This window comes from Candidatus Magnetobacterium casense (genome assembly GCF_000714715.1).
In the GTDB taxonomy this organism is placed as follows: domain Bacteria; phylum Nitrospirota; class Thermodesulfovibrionia; order Thermodesulfovibrionales; family Magnetobacteriaceae; genus Magnetobacterium; species Magnetobacterium casense.
Genome location: NZ_JMFO01000026.1, coordinates 25,339 through 44,968, shown reverse-complemented (window position 1 = coordinate 44,968; position 19,630 = coordinate 25,339). Strand labels below are relative to the sequence as shown.

Genomic DNA, 19,630 nt, shown 5'->3' with positions numbered 1-19,630 from the left:
TATGGATACTACACCACCAGGCGGTTACGATAAGCTCATCAAGGAGCTGATTGAGGAAATAGAGCAGCCTCTGATAGAGAGTGTCTTGGGGATCAAGGCCGATAAAATTACCAGGCTGAACCCCATTATGCAGTTGACGGACGAACGTGAGGCTGATTTTCTGGCAAGGGTGGACTCCGCCAACACCGACTCCTTCATTGCACACGCAGAGATTCAGAGCACAAATGACCCCAAAATGCTTAAGAGAATGATGCGGTACTTTATTCACATATATTCGTTGTACGAGTTGAGAGTAAAGCAGTACGTCATATTTATCGGCAAAGACAAGATGAATATGAAAACTCGATTAAAACTGCCCGAGATGCGCTACAAGTACAGGTTGATCGATATGAGGAATATCAAGTGCGAACAATTTCTGTATTCGGGTGTACCGGGGAAAATTATCCTGGCGATATTATGCAACATGGGCGGGCGCGATGAGAGGGAGCTTGTACGACAGATTTTAGGTGAGCTGATGAAGGTCGCTAAAGGACTGGAACTGTCAAGAAATATAAGGACATTAGAGATGCTCTCAAGGTTGAGAGACATGCAAAAAATCGTGATAGAGGAGGCTGGAAAAATGTCACTTGCATACGATTTACCAATAGAAAAGGACCTGAGATTCATACAAGGTAAGCAAGAGGGTAAGCAGGAGGGTATACAGGAGGGTTTGGAAAGTGGCCGGGTGGAAGGCATGCAAGATACGATAGAGCTTTTGTTACGGGCCAGATTTGGTGAAGAAGGTTTATCGTTTATGCCGAAGATCAGAGGCTATGGAGATACGTCAAGGCTCCGCTCAATAACAGAGGCGTTGATAAGGGCACAGGACATCAGGGAGATTGAGGGATTGCTTTAACCTCCTCCGGTTACACTAATGTTAGCAGTGAGTTTTTTTTAGATTGCTTTAAAAGAGGGTGGTATATTATGAGTTAGCGTGTTGTATTGCAGTTCTGAGTGATTTGGCACCCTTTTCTTTCCCCAAGGCACCCATGAGTTTTTTATGCGCCTGTTTTTAGGTAACTTTTAATTTTTAATGCCATGCGTTATAATAGATCAATATGGATACTACACCACCAGGCGGTTACGATAAGCTCATCAAGGAGCTGATTGAGGAAATAGAGCAGCCTCTGATAGAGAGTGTCTTGGGGATCAAGGCCGATAAAATTACCAGGCTGAACCCCATTATGCAGTTGACGGACGAACGTGAGGCTGATTTTCTGGCAAGGGTGGACTCCGCCAACACCGACTCCTTCATTGCACACGCAGAGATTCAGAGCACAAATGACCCCAAAATGCTTAAGAGAATGATGCGGTACTTTATTCACATATATTCGTTGTACGAGCTGAGAGTAAAGCAGTACGTCATATTTATCGGCAAAGACAAGATGAATATGAAAACTCGATTAAAACTGCCGGAGATGCGCTACAAGTACAGGTTGATCGATATGAGGAATATCAAGTGCGAACAATTTCTGTATTCGGGTGTACCGGGGAAAATTATCCTGGCGATATTATGCAACATGGGCGGGCGCGATGAGAGGGAGCTTGTACGACAGATTTTAGGTGAGCTGATGAAGGTCGCTAAAGGACTGGAACTGTCAAGAAATATAAGGACATTAGAGATGCTCTCAAGGTTGAGAGACATGCAAAAAATCGTGATAGAGGAGGCTGGAAAAATGTCACTTGCATACGATTTACCAATAGAAAAGGACCTGAGATTCATACAAGGTAAGCAAGAGGGTATACAGGAAGGTATAGAGAAGGGCATAGAGAAGGGTATACAGAAGGGTATACAGAAGGGTAAGCAGGAGGGTATACAGGAGGGTTTGGAAAGTGGTCGGGTGGAAGGCATGCAAGATACGATAGAACTTTTGTTAAGGGCCAGATTTGGTGAAGAAGGCTTATCGTTTATGCCGAAGATCAGAGGCTATGGAGATACGTCAAGGCTCCGCTCAATAACAGAGGCGTTGATAAGGGCACAGGACATCAGGGAGATTGAGGGATTGCTGTGACTTACTCAAATGTATGAGAGAGACGATATATGAGGACAACACTTAGAATAAAGTACGAGTTGCTTAATGAAGCAAGGTATCTCTCTAGTGCAAAAGACTAAAACTCAGGCCATAGAAATAGCTCTCAGAGACTACATCTTAACGAGTAAAATTTAGACCTCATTGATGAGGGTAGGGCAGATATTTTTAGTGAGTTTTGGTTTCTTTTTGCAAGAGGCTCAAGGAGCTATTCAATTCTGCATGTTCTAACTGGATTTTTTTATATTTCATGGGAATAATGGAGTATTTATAATGTCTTACGAAACTGAAAAACAAAAGGTGCTGATAGTTGACGACAACATCTCCACCATTGAGATAACCAATGAGGCATTGCAAGACAACTACATGACGTACTTTGCCACTAACGCCAGAGACGCCCTGGATGTAGCCTTGTCTATAAAGCCTGACCTGATACTGCTTGATATCATCATGCCTGATAGCAGCGGGTACGACTTGTGCCGCCAGTTAAAGCAGGAACCTTCATTGGCGGATGTATCGGTTATATTTTTGACGTCCATGAGCGAAAAAGACAGTGAAGCTGTTGGCTTGGAGTTAGGCGCCGTCGATTATATCTCCAAGCCTGTTAACCCTGCCGTGGTGAAATTGCGTGTCAAAAATCAGTTGGATTTGAAGAGACAGATGTTGCTCGAACAACAGTTGATACAACAGTTGACAAATGCCAACGCAACAATCCTGAACGAAAATATAGAGCGCAGACGCATAGAAAAGGCATTAAAATACAGCGAACACAAATATCGTCAGTTGTTTGAACTGTCACACGCAGGGGTCTGGACTATAGACAAGGGTGGTGTAACAACACTGATAAACCCACGTATGGCAGAGATGATGGGATACGGCACCGAGGAGATGAAGCAGACACGTCCATCCGCATATATGGACAAACACTGGGCGGACACCTTTGAAATAACCATCGGACGCTTAAGCGTGGACATGGTGCCGCAGCAGTTTGAAATGGAACTTCTGCGCAGAGACGGCTCCGTCATGTACGTAACAGTGGTGATGTCGCCCATTACGGACAGGAACGGCTCTTATGCCGGGGCAACGGCAGGGGTTGTGGACATTACGGACCTCAAGGAACTTGAGCGGCAAATACTTCGCACCCAGAAGGACTACTACAACAATATTATCAACTCCATGCAGGATACGCTCATTGTGGTCACACAAGAGGCAATCATAGAGGCGGTAAACTCTGCCACATGCAACCTGCTCGGATACACTGAGAGAGAAATAATCGGCCGAAATATAGACATCATCTGTAACGTTGATCTCAACAGCCTGCTTGCCGAAGAGATACTCTATAATACAAAGAACGGCACCAAAATCCCCATGCTGGTGTCTTTTTCCAGTTGCACGAGCGTTATCGACAACAGCAGGGTGATGATAATGGTAGGGCGGGATATCACAGAGCAAAAGAATCGGGACAGGTTGTTTATGATGAAGATGAGGCAGGCTCAGATGGGTGAAATGTTAAGCCTCATTGCACATCAGTGGAGACAACCCCTGGCCACTATCAATGCCATTATCGCAAACCTGAAGGTGAATATGACCATTGCCGGCGTATCCGAAGATGAAGTCTCTGCCGCCATGGATGACATAGAGAGACACGTAATATTCCTGTCGGAGACAATCAACGATTTCAGAAACTTCTACAGGACGGACAAAAGGGTTGACTCGGTCGTCCTGCATACCGTCATAGACAAGAGCTTAAAGGTCATAGAAATTCCACTGAGAGATAACAAGGTACAAGTCACCTTTGACAAAAAGATATACACACCCATTCAGACGTATCCCAACGAAATGATGCAGGTCTTTCTGAACCTCCTGTCTAACTCCCTGGAGGCCATAAAAGAACGGAAAATAGCCAATCCGTACATAAGAATAATCGAAGACGAAGATGAACTGTATATCTATGTCAAGGTAATCGACAACGGCGGTGGTTTTTCCGATTATGTTCTGGAAAACATATTCACGCAATACTACTCCACCAAGAGCGAGGCAAAGGGGACGGGTTTGGGTTTGTACATCTGCAGGGTAATAATTGACGACCATTTAAAGGGCAGCATCGAGGCCTCAAACTGCGACGACGGCGCTTGTATGAGCATAAAAGTGCCAAAAACTTTGAACAAGGAGAGTAAACCTCAATGAAGGCCAATCTCATGATACTGAAGGAATTAGCCCAGTCATTGAGCATCCTGTACGCCGAGGATGAGGATGACATGAGGAATGAATACAGTAAGTTTTATATGAAATTCTTCAAAAGGGTCGATGTTGCCCGTGACGGCAAGGAAGCCCTGGAGTTGTACAAGAGGGACAGGTACGACATAGTCATCACGGATATCAAGATGCCCATGTTTGATGGCATCAGGCTGGCCAGGGAGATCAAGCTGATTAACAGAAAGCAGCCAATCCTGATCACGTCTGCATACAATGACTCCGAGTACCTGCTTGAGCTGATAAACATAGGGATTGATAAGTTTATAACAAAGCCCATAAACAACGAGCAGTTACTGGACGTCCTGCTCAAGGTGTGCACGGCAATAAAGTACGAGGAAGAGTACATGCGGTGTAACGTCTTCAAGATCAGACTTGCCGCTATAAACGAACTGTTCAAAAACATCGCACACCACTGGAGAAATCCGCTCAACGAGGTCGGACTGTTGATTCAAAACATGGAACTTGTCTATGATGAAGGGGTGCTGGATAAAAAGTTCCTGGATGATTTCATAGACCGTTCCATGTCAGTGGTGCAAAAGATGTCCGGCACAATAGAGTTGTTTCTGGCCTCCGTACCGAGGGCGGACTCTGACGATGTAACATTTGACATTGCAGAGACGATAGGCACTGTCCTGGTACTCCTTGGCGAAGCACTCAAAGACTGTTGCATAGCGGTAAAGGTAGACGTCGTCGAAAATCACACGCTAACGGGTTGCCGTACCAAGCTGATTGAGGCCCTGTCGCAGATAATCAATAATGCACGGGATGCCCTCATGGAAAGCCGCCAGACAGACAGACAAATCAACATCTGCCTCTTCACCGCAGACAACAGACCGGTCATCACTGTCCAGGACAACGGAGGCGGTATCAGTGAGCCTCTGATCGAAAAGATATTTGAACCATATCAAACCAGTAAGGGGCCTAAGTCAGGGACGGGGCTTGGACTGTATATAGCGCGACAGTTTATCGAGCTTGATATGGGCGAGGCCCTGTCGCAGATAATCAATAATGCACGGGATGCCCTCATGGAAAGCCGCCAGACAGACAGACAAATCAACATCTGCCTCTTCACCGCAGACAACAGACCGGTCATCACTGTCCAGGACAACGGAGGCGGTATCAGTGAGCCTCTGATCGAAAAGATATTTGAACCATATCAAACCAGTAAGGGGCCTAAGTCAGGGACGGGGCTTGGACTGTATATAGCGCGACAGTTTATCGAGCTTGATATGGGCGGCAAACTGACGGCAAGAAACATTGACGGTGGAGCCGAGTTCAGGATAGAGCTTTAAGGATATGTAAGCAGCCAATGGAAACACAACTGCATGAACTCACCGAAGCCCTTCAAAGAGAGATCAGGGAACGGGAGCACTTTGAAAAATGCTTCATCCAGAGCGAAGAAAAATATCGACTCCTGCTGAACAATATCCCGCAGAAGGTGTTTTATAAAAACAGGGACTTAGTCTACGTCGCAGTCAACCAGGCATTTGCATCCGAATTCAATCTCAAATCTGACGACATAATAGGCAGGACAGCCTTTGACTTCTTCCCCAAGCACCTGGCAGAACGATTCCTCATCAACGATATCCGTATCATGCAATCAGGGGTTGCCGAGAGTTTTGATGAGCCATATATGAAAAACGGTATGGAATCTGTCGTCCATACGGTACTCTCCCCAGTCCGTGATGACAATGGCGTCGTTATTGGTATGCTTGGCATACTGTGGGATATCACCGATAGAAAAAAACTGGAAGACGCCTTAAGAAGCGAAAAGGAAACGGCACAGAGATACCTTGACATGGCGGGTGTCATGATAGTAGTTGTGAATTCAGACCATAGCCTCCAACTCATTAACAGGAAGGGATGCGATATACTTGGCTACCACGAAAACGAAATCATGGGCAAGGACTGGTTTGATCTCTGTATCCCCGTGGATAAGCGTGAGACTGACAGAAGCTCTTTTAATGATTCCCTGGCAGGCAGGGTGACGCTTGATTTCCATGAGAACTATGTCCTTGCAAAGGACGGCTCCGAACGACTAATTTACTGGCATGTAACACCACTGTACGACAAAAATGGTAAAATCACCTCACTCATGGGGGCCGGAGAGGATATCACTCAACGTCGCATAATTGAGACCAGGTTAATGACGGCAATGCGGGAGGCCGACAGCGCCAACCGCGCCAAAAGCGAATTTCTTGCCAACATGAGCCATGAAATACGCACACCGATCAACGGCATTGTTGGCCTTGGCCGTTTGATGCTGCAAACCGAACTATCGGCAAAACAGAGAGACTACGTCAACAAGATACAGTCATCGTCAAATTCACTGCTGTTGCTCATTAACGATCTGCTCGACCTCTCAAAGATAGAGGCCGGAAGACTGGAGCTGGATATCGTTGACTTTGACCTCAACAGTGTCCTGGATAATATAGTCAACATGCTGGCCATCAAGGCGGAGGAAAAGGGTGTAGAGATAATGCTCTCTATCGACAAGGACGTCCCTTTCCTGCTCACCGGTGACCCCTTGAGGATAACCCAGGTGATCACCAATCTGCTCGGTAATGCAATCAAGTTCACTGAACAGGGAGAGATTATACTGGCCATCAAGGTCATTGATATGGACGATAAAGAGGTCACCCTGGGTTTTTCCGTCAAAGATACCGGGATTGGTATAAAGCCTGACGTAATGCCAAATCTGTTCAAACCGTTTTCACAGGCCGACAGCTCGACAACAAGGAGGTATGGCGGTACCGGTCTTGGGCTGAGTATATGCCGGAAACTGATAGAGTTGATGAATGGCGAAATCAGTGCAAAAAGCGAATACGGCAAAGGAAGCGAGTTTACCTTTACCCTAAAAACTGCCTGCCGACAACCACCAGGGACAACTTACCTGATACCCCACGACCTTGTAGGGATGAAGGTCATGGTGGCTGACGACAACGAAAGTGCCCGCGAGATATTAAAGGATATACTGGAGGGCTTTACCATGGAGGTGACAACAGTTGATTGCGGCATGGCGGCCATAGAGCAATTGAGGCGCTCTTGTGAGATGTCAACGCAGCGGCAATACAAGTTGTTACTTATCGATCACAAGATGCCGGGGATGAACGGCCTTGAGACAACAAGGCATATCCTCTCTGACCCTAAAATAACCAACCCGCCGATCATAATTATGGTGACGGCCCACGGCAATGACGATGTCAGGCAAGTGTCCAGGGAGCTTGGCATAAGGTCTTTCCTCACAAAGCCTCTCAAGAAATCCATGCTGTTTAACACGATACTTGAGGCCTTTGGCAAGGATACAAGGCATCAGGTAAGGCGTCATGAAAGCGGCACATCTGACACTAAAAGGTTGTCAAGCATAAATGGGGCGCGCTTGTTGCTTGTGGAGGACCATTACGTAAATCAACAGGTTGCCTTTGAACTCCTGACGGATGCCGGGTTTGTTGTTGATATAGCCAACAACGGACTAGAGGCGGTGAGCGCCGTAGAGATGGCCAAGGAAAAATATGGCGCCGTCCTGATGGACATACAGATGCCACAAATGGACGGCCTTGAGGCCACACGGCTGATCAGAGAGAAACTGTCCGGGGACGAGCTGCCAATAATTGCAATGACTGCCCACGTGATGAAGGAAGAGCAGGACAGATGTTATGCGGCAGGGATGAACGACCACATATCCAAGCCAATAGACATCAAAGACCTCTGCGACACGCTTCTGAAGTGGATACCGCCAACGGCATCAGAGTTCCCCGTGGTTGGGGCTGCACCGTCCCTGCAGGAAGAAGGTCTGCAGGAGGATAACCTCCCCGGCATTGACGTGGCATCGGGGCTTAAGAGGCTTGGCGGCAAGAGAAAACTGCTACAAAAGGTCATTATAGATTTCAGAAACGCCAATGCCGGTATCGTTGATGACATTGAGGCAGCGCTTAGGGGGCGGGATTACAATAGCGCCAGGGACCTGGCACATGGTCTTAAGGGCATGGCATCTAATATATCGGCGACGGCGCTGGTTGGCGTTGTCAGGGAGCTTGAAGACCTGTTGAAAAAAGAAGACTCCGGAGAGATTCCAGGATGTCTGAAGAGAATGACAAGGGAGCTTCACACGGTATTTGAGTCGGCACATACATTGGAGATACTGATACGTGAAAAGGAATCCTTGACGGCAGACTCCTCCGATGAGGTCAACGAACTCGGTGCAATTATCTTGCAATTGCAACAGTTGTTGCAACAGAACTCTCTGCAAGTGAGGAGGTATTTCGCTGAGAATCGTTCGTCTCTGATGTCAGCCTCCAGTGAAAAAGAGATCGATGAGCTGGGCAGCCATATCAACAAGCTGGACTTTAAGGGGGCCATGCTGATTGTGAGAGCACTTGCGGAGTCGCTGAACATCGCCGAAAAAGAAAAGATTCTCATAGTGGATGACGCACCGTCAAATATTGAGATCACCAATGATGCCTTGCAAGATGTCTACACAACGTACTTTGCCACTAACGCCAGGGATGCCTTTGAGATAGCCTTGTCGGTAAAGCCGGACCTGATCCTGCTTGATATCATAATGCCTGAAGTCAGCGGCTACGAACTGTGTCGTCGCCTCAAGGGGGAACCCTCATTGGTTGACGTGCCGATCATCTTTTTAACCTCTATGGACCAGAGGGACGATGAGGCAATTGGTCTGAAATTAGGTGCCGTCGATTATATCTCCAAGCCTGTCAATCCGGACGTAGTGAGGCTGAGAGTGAAAAATCACCTGACGCTTAAGCGACAAATGCAGAAAGAGAGGCAGTTGGTGCAACAGTTGACAAAGACCAACACGGAACTGCAAGAGCTTCAGGGGCAACTCCTTCGCTCTCAGAAGGACTACTACAGCAACATCATCAATTCCATGCAGGAGACGCTCATCGTGGTCACGCAGGAGGCAGTCATAGAGGCTGTAAACATGGCCACCTGCACCCTGCTGGGGTACGGCGGGCAGGAACTGATCGGAAAAAAAATAGATATCATATGTCATCTTGACCTCAATCAACGTACCGATGAGGCAACATATCAGACAAAGAACGGCACAAAGGTTGCCATGCTGGTGTCTTTTTCCGGTTGCACAAGCGTCATTGACAACAGCACGGTAGTGATAATAGTAGGACGGGATATTACGGAACAAAAACACAAGGACAGGTTGTTTCTGATGAAGATGAGGCAGGCTCAGATGGGTGAGATGTTAAGTCTCATAGCGCATCAGTGGCGACAACCCCTGGCCACTATTAATGCCATCATTGCTACGTTAAAAGTAAAGATGGCTCTATCCAGTGTATCGGAAGATGACATCAGCGAGGGCTTTGACAAGATAGAAAAGCACGTCTCGTTCTTGTCTGAAACCATCAACGACTTCAGAAACTTTTACAAGACAAACAAGAGGCTTGAACCTGCCCTGTTGCACGATGTTATAGAAAAGAGCTTAAATATCATAGCCATTCCCGTGCGGGACAACCACGTGCAGATAAACTATGACAGGAAGATATCGTCTGTGTTTCAGACGTATCCGAACGAGCTGATGCAGGTCTTTCTGAACATATTCTCAAACTCCCTGGAGGCCGTAAAAGAACGCAATGTAGCCAATCCGCTCATAAACATAAGCGAAGACGAAGACGATGACCACATCTACGTCAGGGTGACGGACAACGGAGGAGGGTTTTCCGACTATGTCCTTGGGGACGTGTTCAAGCAATACTTTTCTACCAAGGGTGAGGCAAAGGGGACAGGACTGGGTTTGTACATTTGCAAGGTAATCATAGATGACAATCTGAAGGGTCATATCGAAGTCTCAAACGTTAATGACGGCGCCTGCATAAGCATAAGACTGCCAAAGCAGTTGAACTTGGGGAATGAATCCGTATGAAGATAAATATCATGCTGCTGAGAGAGTTAGCCAAATCGTTGAGGGTCCTGTACGTCGAGGACGAAGACGATATACGGCTTGAATATGGCAAGTTTTACATGGAGTTTTTCAGAAAAGTGGACACGGCCTGTAATGGCAGGGAGGCGTTGGAGTTGTACAAGAAGGACAGATACGACATTGTCATCACGGATATCAAGATGCCCATGTTTGATGGCATCAGGCTGGCCGGAGAGATCAAGGCGATTAACAGAAAGCAGCCAATCCTGGTTACCTCTGCCTACAGTGATGCCGGGTACCTGCTTGAGTTGATAAATATCGGCGTTGATAAGTTTATAACAAAGCCCATAAACAACGAGCAGTTATTGGACGTCCTGCTTAAGGTGTGCACGGCAATAAAGTACGAGGAAGAGTACATGCGGTGTAACGTCTTTAAGATCAGGCTTGCCGCTATAAACGAGCTGTTTAAGAACATCGCACACCACTGGAGAAATCCGCTCAACGAGATCGGTCTGTTGATTCAAAATATCGAGTTTGCTTATGAGGACGGTAAAATAGACAAAAATTTTCTGGATGAATTCATACAACAGTCAATGAGTGTGGTTCAAAAGATGTCCGGCACGATAGAGTTGTTTATGGCCTCTGTGCCACGGTCTGAGACGGATGTAACATTTGAGCTTTCAGGGGTGATAGACACAGTCCTGGTATTCCTTTGCGAAACACTCAAAGACTGTTGCATAGCGGTAAAGGTGGACATCAGAGACAATCACACGCTAACGGGTTGCCGTACCAAACTGATTGAAGCCCTGTCGCAGATAATCAATAATGCACGGGATGCCCTCCTGGAAAATAGGCAGACAGACAGACAGATCAACATCTGTCTCTTGACCGCAGACAACAGACCGGTTATCACTGTCCAGGACAACGGAGGCGGTATCAGTGAGCCTCTGATCGAAAAGATATTTGAACCATATCACACGAGCAAGGGGCCTAAGTCAGGCACGGGCCTTGGGCTGTATATAGCGCGACAGTTTATCGAGATTGATATGGGCGGAAAACTGACGGCAAGAAACATTGACGGTGGAGCCGAGTTCAGTATAGAGCTTTAGGAGGACGATTATGGATACAAAACTTGCAGAGTCATTAAAGGAGCTGGGGGATACCCTTCAGCATGTTGAGAATCTGGTTTCCAGCGCCAAACATGCAGTGCGTCAGGCACAGGCCAAGGTGTCGATATCGTTGCAGACGGAGACCACAGAGCAATACTGCAACCTCGTGGACTGGACTCAACTGCTTGCCTGCGAGATGATCCAGGTGATAGAGCTGGGCATACAGGAGACCATGGCAAAGTGCAGGGAGGTAAAGGAACTATTGCCGGATGACGATTCAGACATGCTCAGGATGTAAGTTCGGTGTCGGGCTGCTAGCTTCGGCAGGGGCAGGGCGTATGCAATGCACGGAAACGGCAAGAGAGAAAACGGCAGGGGGGCTGATGATACCGTTATTATAGAGTGGGTTGACTCAAGTCCGATTTATTCAAGGACGCGGTTGCATAAATCGGAACTTTTGTCATAGCCTTACGGTTTGAGGTGTTTACGGGACGTTAGCAGCTTAAATTCAAATGCACGCTTCAGACGGCCTTCTTAAATCTCATTGCCTTGAGCCTCTTTTTTCTGGCATCTCTCTGTTTTCTTTTTTTCTTGACAGAGGGCTTTTCATAGAAGCTCCTGTTTTTGATATCTCTAAACAGGCCTTCTTTTTGAAGCTGGCGTTTTAAGGTTTTAAGGGCCTTCTCAACATCATTTTCATATACTTTTATATACAAAACCGCTTATCTCCATTTTTTAGTCTCCCTGTGACTTCCGCTGCCGCCGGGGCCTCCACCTCTTTTACCTTCAAAGCCGCCACGCCTGTCCTTCTGCTGTGGCTTTGCCTCGGCAACGGATAAGGTTCTTTCCATAAAGCTGCTGCCATTGAGTGTAGCAATAGCCTTTTGGGCGTCCTCTTCGTTTACCATTTCGACAAAGCCAAATCCCTTGGGTTGTCCCGTCTGTGCATCAGAGATCAACTTTACCACATCTACCTCCCCTATTCGTGCGAAGAGGTCTCTGAGGTCGTCTTCTGTTGCCCGGAAGGAAATGTTGCCTACATAAATGTTTTTCCCCATCGTTAACTCAACTCCTTAATTAAATAATTTTCACTAAAAAGACCCCATCGCCTTAAAAGTCTACGTGGTCCCACAAGCCTGCGTCCCTGTATATAGTCTACAATAAAACTGCATAAAATGTATATAAAATTATTTCAGCAATTTTTCATGTCAACCATGACACCTTTGCCTTTATCATACCACGGTATCATCGTGGCCGATAATCCCATATAAAACGGTCTAACACGTGCTGCAGGAGGTCTTACGGCAACCGCCGCAATCACTCTTGACCTGCTTGTCCACGCCACTGACACCAAACATGGACATCTTTTTTTTCATCTCCGACGAGCCACAATGCGGACAACTCACCTGACGGTTGCCGTAGACCAGTAGCTCTACGTTCTGTTTACAGTTATTGCACAGATACTCATATATCGGCATAGTTACCCTCTAATCTGTCCTCTGGCGTCCCTCTGGCGGCCCTCGGCATGGTCATTAAAGCCTCATGGCCTCCCTGATCAGTTGCATGGACTCTTGGGCAACCCTGGCGGCCCTTGCATTGCCGGCGTTTAAAATATCGGTCAGCGTGGAGGAATTTTTCAGTTCCTTGCGTCTGGCCCATATAGGCTCCAGTATGGTCAATATGTGTGTGGTAACAATTTTTTTGCAATCGATACAACCGATGCTCGCATTGCGACAGCCATCGGCCACGTACTGTTGCTGCTCTTTGGTAGAGAACACCTTGTGCAGTTGGTAGACTGGGGAGAGTTCGGGGTCTCCCTTGTCGGTGCGTCTGACTCTGGCCGGGTCGGTCATCATAGTCCGAATTTTGGTTTGAACTTCTTCGGTGGTATCGGAGAGATAGATGCAGTTGTTGTAGCTCTTGGACATCTTTCTGCCATCGAGGCCAACCACCTTGGGATAGTCGGTCAGAAGTGCCTCGGGTTCTACCATCACGTCTCCGGGGTAGAGGAAGTTGAATCGTCGTGCCAGCTCCCTGGTAAACTCCAGGTGCGGTTGCTGGTCTATTCCCACCGGGACGTACTTTGCCCGATAGGCAAGGATGTCCGCCGATTGCAACACCGGATATCCAAGGAATCCATATGTGTCCAGGTCCTTGTCCTTTATTTCAAACTGTTTTTCCTTGTATGTGGGCACCCGCTGCAACCACCCCAGGGGCGTGATCATGCTCAACAGCACGTATAACTCCGCATGTTGCGGTATCGCAGACTGCACAAATACGGTGCACTTATCGGGGTCCAGTCCGGCGGCCAGGAAGTTCAGGACAAGCTCCTGTGTGTACTCTCGTATCACTGCCGGGTCTGCGTAGTTGCTGGTCAGGGCATGCCAGTCGGCCACGAAGTAGTAGCAGTCGTAGTGGTGTTGCAGCTTGACCCAGTTCTGGAGCGCACCCACCAGGTTGCCAACATGCAGCAAGCCGCTTGGCTGCATTCCGCTCAGGACGCGCTCTTTCACCGCCGCTTTGTCCGTCGTGCCACCCGTGCCACCCGTGCTGCCCGATAACTTGTTGTCACCGTCTTGCATTCTGTCTCCCTGTTTAAAGAATTCGTCCCAGAGGCATAAGGATCATGCCTATGAGGAACTGTACGACCCTCTGTATAGGTGTTATGATATATTGTGCCATGCCGGTAACCCATAAAGCAAGTACAATTAATATCCCATAGGGTTCAATTCGACTGTACTGATACGCCTGTCTGTAAGGTAACAGACTTACAACGATCCTGCCGCCATCAAGGGGTGGGATCGGGATCAGATTAAAGGCCGCCAAAAAGACGTTAAAATATACGCTATATCGCAACATTTGTTCCACCGGTATCAGTACCTTTGAAGACATGAACTCTGGATTGTGCGGTGAGGGATACAGCCTGGCAATGATGGCTATGAGTACAATGCTCACCGTGGCTATCACGATGTTAGCCCCGGGGCCGGCAGCAGAGACCAGTGCTGCATCTACCCGGGGGTTTTTCAGTCTGCCGAAATTAACCGGCACGGGCTTGGCCGAACCAAATATAAACGAACCGCTGGAGAGTATAAACAGCATTATCGGCATGATAATCGTTCCCATCAGATCGATATGCGCTATGGGATTAAGCGTCAGCCGTCCCATTTCCTTTGCCGTGGGGTCGCCGCGCTTGTCCGCAATCCACCCATGCGCAACCTCATGAAAGGTTATCGCTATGAGAATTGGCAAGGCCGCAACAGACAGGCTACGCAGTATCTGGACTATATCCAAACTATTTTGCGACTTTTTTGGACAACGGCGTTAATAGCTTGTCCAGTACGGTTCTGGCTGCAACGATTGGGTCAATGATGGCGCTGTCCATGTCGTTTTCAACATCTCTCTTGTTTGACAGGAAGTTTATACGGTCCTGCATCCTGTCACGCAGGAATCTTAGCCGTGATTCATCCTGTGAGGGTTCGTACTTTTGGTCGAAGTCGGCGCCAAAGAGTTCATTGCCATTTTGCGGGATCAACAATCCCTGAAACGCATTCCACTCCTTCCACACAATGGTATTGCGCACCAGTTCGGTCACGATGGACAGCGATAATTCCTTGGGAATATCGATCAGGCTCTCCGGCAATCCGAAGGCGTTTGTGTTCATAATGTAACACTCGGTGCCGCCCTCAAACAGCTTATAGAACTGCTGACAATCCCACAACAGGGGATGCACCCTGAAGGGATTGGCAAAAGGCTCGATGACGAGTTTTTCAAACTCCTTGGGGTCTACGTTTTCAACCCCCTTGGCCCTCAGCGTGCTCAAAGACGCCCCCATGGCAACAGCAAGCCACAGGTTGTCGATCTTGCTGATTGGCGGCAACGAGGTGTCCTTTTGCAGCCAGATGACCTTGCCTGGACGTTCGCAGTAGTCACGGTGTTTGAACATGTCACGGGTCTTTATGCACCTGCCGTTTCTGTTGCGGACATCGGCACAGACCAGCTTGCGTTTGCCATCGTCAGACAAGGTTATGCCGACGTTCTGGGCGCTGTAGAAGTACTTGATGATCGGGTCATCGGGCACCACGGCATCGGTCTTGTCAAAGAGATTTGGTTCAATTGCTATTGACAGGTCGTTATCGAGGTCGATTAAGAATGCGTCATCGTGGACGACCGTGACCTGCTCACCCTCGGCGAGGGCGCTTTCGTGTTTGTCGCTGTTGGTGATGGAGGATTTCCCCGACCCGGAGAGGCCAAAGACGGCAATGGGCGGGTTCTTTCCGATCTTCTTTATGCCACCGTGACAGGCCACCATGTTTTGTCTTACACCGACACTCCAGGCCAGCGTCAGAGTGCCCTTTTTGCGCTCACCGAAGTACCTCAGACCCAGTATCGCTATGCAGTTCTGTTTCTCATCGACGATGATCAGGCCATCGGGGAATCCCGGATGCGACCAGTCGGAGTCGGCGAGCACTATGATATCAGGCTCATCCAGTGGCCGCGATGTGGCATAGGTGTCCGTCCAGGGTTTCATCCATGGGGTAAAGTTCAGCGTCCAGTCCAACATGTTTTTGGCGTCGGTGGTGGGACTTACCAGGTGGGCCTTGACCATGAAGTCGCTGTGCAGTCCCACAATGCCCTCCATCCAGAAGGCAGGCTTCTTGTTAAACTGATACACGGCCTCGCGCAGGATGGTCAGGTACATATCCCTGTCGCTGCCCATCTGTCGCACCAGGCGTCTGGCACGCGCTGTACGTCCAACTATTGTTCCGTCGTTGGATACCAGCACCTTGGCGTCGGCGGGAAGACCGTAAGTCTGGGGCTTGTACATTGGCTCCGACGTGACTATCACCTCGGGCTGTCTTACTGCATACTCGTACAGCTCCCTCATAGTGGTCTTATGCACCGAGTTGGCGTACATTGCGCTTTCTATTATGGCCCTCCACGGAGAACCTGGTAGTTGCGTCTTGCTTGACATTTATCGTAACTCCTTCTTCATAATATGTAAAATACTATACAGTTGCGCTTTCTGAATTCTTGCATAGAGATGGTAGCATATTCAAATATTATATGTCAACGCCACAAATTGCCTGGGTGCTTTGGGAAAAGAAAAGGGGACGCCTGCGCCACTGCATTCAAACGTGGTCACATTGCTCAAGTATAGTATATTAGCTTTCATTAATAAGATACATTATTTTGACAATGTCACATTTAAGTAAACATAGGGATTGTCTGAACTAGGATTGATCACTTTGCTTCCTACGGTCGCAGGGCAGATTAAAGGATTTACAGGAAAAAGGGATAATATCTTTTTAACAAAATCCTGATAATCCCTTAATCCGTTAAATCGTGGTTCAGACATCTTTTAGTGTCAATTCTTATGATAATTAACACTGGTATATATATCTCTTACATCATGCAATTTCCAAATGTAAATGCTTGTTGTAGATGTTGGCAATTTTCTCAAGAGTTTTGACTGTGGGATTGCATTTGTTTGGATTCTCTAATTTTTGATAGACCTGATAAGGAATTCCCAGTTTTTTGGCTACATCAACCTGACTATAACCGAATTCCTGTCGTAATTTCCTCAGAAGTATTGGAACGGATGCGTAAGGCTCTGGTTCAATGAGGTATACGTTATCTCCTTTAATATCTGATGGCTCGGGAATTTTAAATCCTCTGTCAAACATTGATGCCAGGAAAGCGGACATCGCATCTTTTGCATAAGCCTTTGCTGCCTTTATAGTATCACCATGCGTTATACAGCCCTTCAAATCCGGAAACTCTACTGTAAAATTCTCATCCTCTGCAATATATTCTATAATTGCCGGATATCTTAACCTGCTCATTTTAACCCTCCTTGCTTTAAAAGTTTATTTAACGTTCCAGGTTTTATATCTTTACTGCCATGTACCGGCACTGAAATCAACTCGTCTCCTTTTCTAAGAATATGGTGGCTGCCGGTTATTCTGTCAATCTCCCATCCTGCCTTTACCAACTGCTTTATCAAATCCTTACCCTTCACGATTTATATTATACACTATATATAGTGTACATTCAAGTAAAGGATGTGCAAGCTGAAACAACTAAAGGAGTTTTTTTAACAGGACAACTTAGCTCGCTGACGTTGACACAGGCCAAAGAGTCATGATACTATTAGCTATGATTGCTTTAGCAGCAGGCTTTATGCTCAGGTTAGCCAGGACAGCGGTGGCGGTGATGGCATTGGCGATGCTTACCGTGCCGGCACCATTGTTGGCGGCGGATTCGGGGACACGGGTACCGATCCTGCTCTATCATCGCCTGGGGCCTGTGGTGGCCGACAGCATGACCGTAGTGACGTCCGTGTTTGAGTCGCACCTGAAGTATCTCAAGCAAAACGGTTATACGGTGATCCCGCTGAGGGAGCTTGTGGATTATCAACTGAAAAAGAGGCCTTCGCTGCCGCCACAGTCGGTAGTAATTGTTGTTGACGATGGCCATAAGTCAGTCTATTCCGATATGCTGCCCCTGGTTAAGAAGTACAACGTGCCGGTGACGCTGTTTATATATCCATCGGCCATCTCTAACGCCTCATATGCCATGACCTGGGATCAGCTCAGACAATTGAAAGGTACCGGCCTCTTCGACCTCCAATCACACACGTACTGGCATCCTAACTTCAAAACGGAGAAGAAGCGATTACCCCCAAACGAATACGACAAACTTATCGACATGCAGCTTAAGAAATCAAAAGAAAAGCTCCAGAAGGAATTTGGCACTAACGTAGACTTGTTGGCATGGCCCTTTGGCATATACGATGACCACCTCATGGCCAAGGCCAGAGAGGGCGGATACGTTGCCGCCTTTTCAATAGAACGCCATCATGCAGGCAATGGAGACAATATCATGGCGTTACCGCGATATCTGTTGAGCAATGCAAATCAGGGCAAGGCATTTGAAAGCATACTGAGGGGGGGAACCCCATAAAAAACCCGGTTTATCCCTATGCCGGAAAAATGCCACAGACAATTGAAATCAATCCAAACAATATAAATACAGGCGAGGTAAACAGTGAGAGTGAGATTTAGTGCATTAGCAGTTTCTTTGATCATGGTGATGATGCTGCCCTATAGTACGTCGGCAGCACTGGTTGTGAAGGTCGTGGATTCCAAGACTAAAAAGCCCATAAAAGATGCAATGGTAACCGTGGGCAACAGTGTCTTTCGCACCGATGAAAACGGCACGTATAGTCTGAAATCCCCCGCAACGAAAGTAGCGGTCAGGGCATATGGTTATGCTAGGAGCGAAGAACCCGTTAATGGCGGCGACTCAATAGAAGTGAAATTGACACCGTTTGCACCACGGGCACTTTATCTGTCCTTCTACGGCATCGGGGACAGAAAAATACGCAACTCCGCCATCGACCTCATAAACCAGACAGAGTTAAACGCCCTCGTTATAGACGTCAAGGGCGACAGGGGAATGATAAACTACAAGAGTTCCGTAACGCTGGCCTCGGAGATCGGCGCCCAGAAAATCATTACCGTCAGGGATGCAAGGGATATGGTAAAGACCTTAAAGGATAAGGGGATTTACCTGATAGCACGGATCGTTGTTTTTAAAGACAATCTGCTTGCAGAGGCAAGACCAGGGCTGGCGATAAAGAGAAAGTCCGGCGAACTCTGGCGCGACAGGGAAAAACTGGCCTGGGTGGAGCCTTTTAGCAAGGAGGTCTGGGACTACAACATCAAAATAGCCGAGGAGGCTGCACAGCTAGGCTTTGACGAAATACAGTTTGACTATATGAGGTTTCCCGATGTCAAAGGGCTTACCTTTTCCATGCCAAACACACAGGAAAATCGCGTAAAGGCCATCACCGGATTCCTCAGTGAGGCCAGAAAAAGACTTGAACCCTATAACGTCTTCATCTCCGGCGACATCTTTGGTTACGTATGCTGGAATCTCGATGACACACAAATAGGGCAAACAATAGATGGCGCCTTAACCCACCTTGACTATGTATCGCCAATGCTTTATCCCTCGGGGTTTCAGTTTGGCATACCGGAGTACAGAAATCCCGTTGCAAATTCAAACAAGATAGTCTACCTGTCGCTTAAGAGGGCGCAGGAGCGTGCCAACGTACCACCAAATCGCTTCAGACCGTGGTTACAAGCCTTTAAGGACTACGCCTTCGATAAACGCCACTTCACGGCCAAGGAGATCAAGGATCAGGTCAGTGCCGCCGAACAATTTGGCTCACACGGCTGGATGCTCTGGAATCCCAGAAACAGCTACACCAACGCCGGCCTCAAAAGTGAGTAAAGGTT

Annotated in this window: 17 protein-coding genes; 9 read left to right on the top strand and 8 right to left on the bottom strand. The window is 47.6% G+C overall.

Annotated features, from left to right (window positions below):
* The 7 genes from Mcas_RS18535 to Mcas_RS12410 all read left to right on the top strand — a co-directional run.
* Positions 1 to 895: RpnC/YadD family protein (locus tag Mcas_RS18535; protein WP_040335872.1), on the top strand; the 895-nt coding region annotated here is incomplete at its 5' end.
* Between the two features lie 202 nt (positions 896 to 1,097).
* Positions 1,098 to 2,051, top strand: a complete 954-nt coding sequence (locus Mcas_RS12435) for an RpnC/YadD family protein (RefSeq protein ID WP_040335871.1) — start codon at positions 1,098 to 1,100, stop codon at positions 2,049 to 2,051.
* Between the two features lie 291 nt (positions 2,052 to 2,342).
* Complete coding sequence (locus tag Mcas_RS12430; RefSeq protein WP_040335870.1) at positions 2,343 to 4,256, top strand: PAS domain S-box protein; 1,914 nt, start codon at positions 2,343 to 2,345, stop codon at positions 4,254 to 4,256.
* Positions 4,253 to 5,617, top strand: coding sequence for an ATP-binding protein (locus Mcas_RS12425; RefSeq protein WP_040335869.1), 1,365 nt, complete (start codon positions 4,253 to 4,255; stop codon positions 5,615 to 5,617). Before Mcas_RS12430 ends, Mcas_RS12425 begins: the two co-directional genes overlap by 4 nt.
* Before the next feature lie 17 nt (positions 5,618 to 5,634).
* Positions 5,635 to 10,221 carry a response regulator gene (locus Mcas_RS16955; protein ID WP_052567382.1) on the top strand — a complete coding sequence of 1,529 codons (4,587 nt, stop codon included), beginning with the start codon at positions 5,635 to 5,637 and terminating at the stop codon, positions 10,219 to 10,221.
* The gene (locus Mcas_RS12415; RefSeq protein WP_040335868.1) at positions 10,218 to 11,327 is read left to right on the top strand and encodes a hybrid sensor histidine kinase/response regulator; all 1,110 of its coding nucleotides are present in this window, start codon (positions 10,218 to 10,220) and stop codon (positions 11,325 to 11,327) included. Before Mcas_RS16955 ends, Mcas_RS12415 begins: the two co-directional genes overlap by 4 nt.
* A gap of 10 nt (positions 11,328 to 11,337) precedes the next feature.
* Positions 11,338 to 11,625 carry a hypothetical protein gene (locus tag Mcas_RS12410; protein WP_040335867.1) on the top strand — a complete coding sequence of 96 codons (288 nt, stop codon included), beginning with the start codon at positions 11,338 to 11,340 and terminating at the stop codon, positions 11,623 to 11,625.
* Between the two features lie 223 nt (positions 11,626 to 11,848).
* Here Mcas_RS12410 and rpsU read toward each other — a convergent pair whose 3' ends face one another.
* The 8 genes from rpsU to Mcas_RS12370 all read right to left on the bottom strand — a co-directional run bounded on the left by rpsU (position 11,849) and on the right by Mcas_RS12370 (position 17,346).
* Complete coding sequence (rpsU, locus tag Mcas_RS12405; RefSeq protein ID WP_040335866.1) at positions 11,849 to 12,043, bottom strand: 30S ribosomal protein S21; 195 nt, start codon at positions 12,041 to 12,043, stop codon at positions 11,849 to 11,851.
* 6 nt (positions 12,044 to 12,049) lie between these two features.
* Entirely contained in the window at positions 12,050 to 12,385 is a 336-nt protein-coding gene (rbp, locus tag Mcas_RS12400) for an RNA-binding regulator (RefSeq protein ID WP_040335865.1), read from the bottom strand.
* Between the two features lie 219 nt (positions 12,386 to 12,604).
* Positions 12,605 to 12,805: an FmdB family zinc ribbon protein gene (locus Mcas_RS12395; protein ID WP_040335864.1), complete on the bottom strand. Its 201-nt coding sequence runs from the start codon at positions 12,803 to 12,805 to the stop codon at positions 12,605 to 12,607.
* A gap of 54 nt (positions 12,806 to 12,859) precedes the next feature.
* Positions 12,860 to 13,909, bottom strand: coding sequence for a tryptophan--tRNA ligase (gene trpS / locus Mcas_RS12390; RefSeq protein WP_081853839.1), 1,050 nt, complete (start codon positions 13,907 to 13,909; stop codon positions 12,860 to 12,862).
* 13 nt (positions 13,910 to 13,922) lie between these two features.
* A complete protein-coding gene (locus Mcas_RS12385; RefSeq protein ID WP_040335863.1) occupies positions 13,923 to 14,618 on the bottom strand; it encodes a site-2 protease family protein in 696 nt (231 codons plus the stop codon).
* 1 nt (position 14,619) lies between these two features.
* Entirely contained in the window at positions 14,620 to 16,299 is a 1,680-nt protein-coding gene (locus tag Mcas_RS12380; protein ID WP_040335862.1) for a phosphoenolpyruvate carboxykinase (ATP), read from the bottom strand.
* A 436-nt stretch (positions 16,300 to 16,735) separates the two neighbouring features.
* Positions 16,736 to 17,170 carry a type II toxin-antitoxin system HicB family antitoxin gene (locus Mcas_RS18285; protein WP_040335861.1) on the bottom strand — a complete coding sequence of 145 codons (435 nt, stop codon included), beginning with the start codon at positions 17,168 to 17,170 and terminating at the stop codon, positions 16,736 to 16,738.
* Complete coding sequence (locus tag Mcas_RS12370; protein ID WP_040335860.1) at positions 17,167 to 17,346, bottom strand: type II toxin-antitoxin system HicA family toxin; 180 nt, start codon at positions 17,344 to 17,346, stop codon at positions 17,167 to 17,169. The genes Mcas_RS18285 and Mcas_RS12370 overlap by 4 nt, the downstream gene beginning before the upstream one ends.
* Positions 17,347 to 17,507: 161 nt before the next feature.
* On the opposite strand from Mcas_RS12370, the gene Mcas_RS12365 reads away from it, so the two are divergent.
* Both Mcas_RS12365 and Mcas_RS12360 read left to right on the top strand, forming a co-directional pair.
* Positions 17,508 to 18,290 (top strand): polysaccharide deacetylase family protein, encoded by a 783-nt coding sequence (locus tag Mcas_RS12365; RefSeq protein WP_040335859.1) that lies wholly within the window; start codon positions 17,508 to 17,510, stop codon positions 18,288 to 18,290.
* An 84-nt stretch (positions 18,291 to 18,374) separates the two neighbouring features.
* On the top strand, positions 18,375 to 19,625 hold the full coding sequence (locus Mcas_RS12360; RefSeq protein WP_040335858.1) for a putative glycoside hydrolase: 1,251 nt from the start codon (positions 18,375 to 18,377) through the stop codon (positions 19,623 to 19,625).
* Positions 19,626 to 19,630 lie beyond the last annotated feature (5 nt).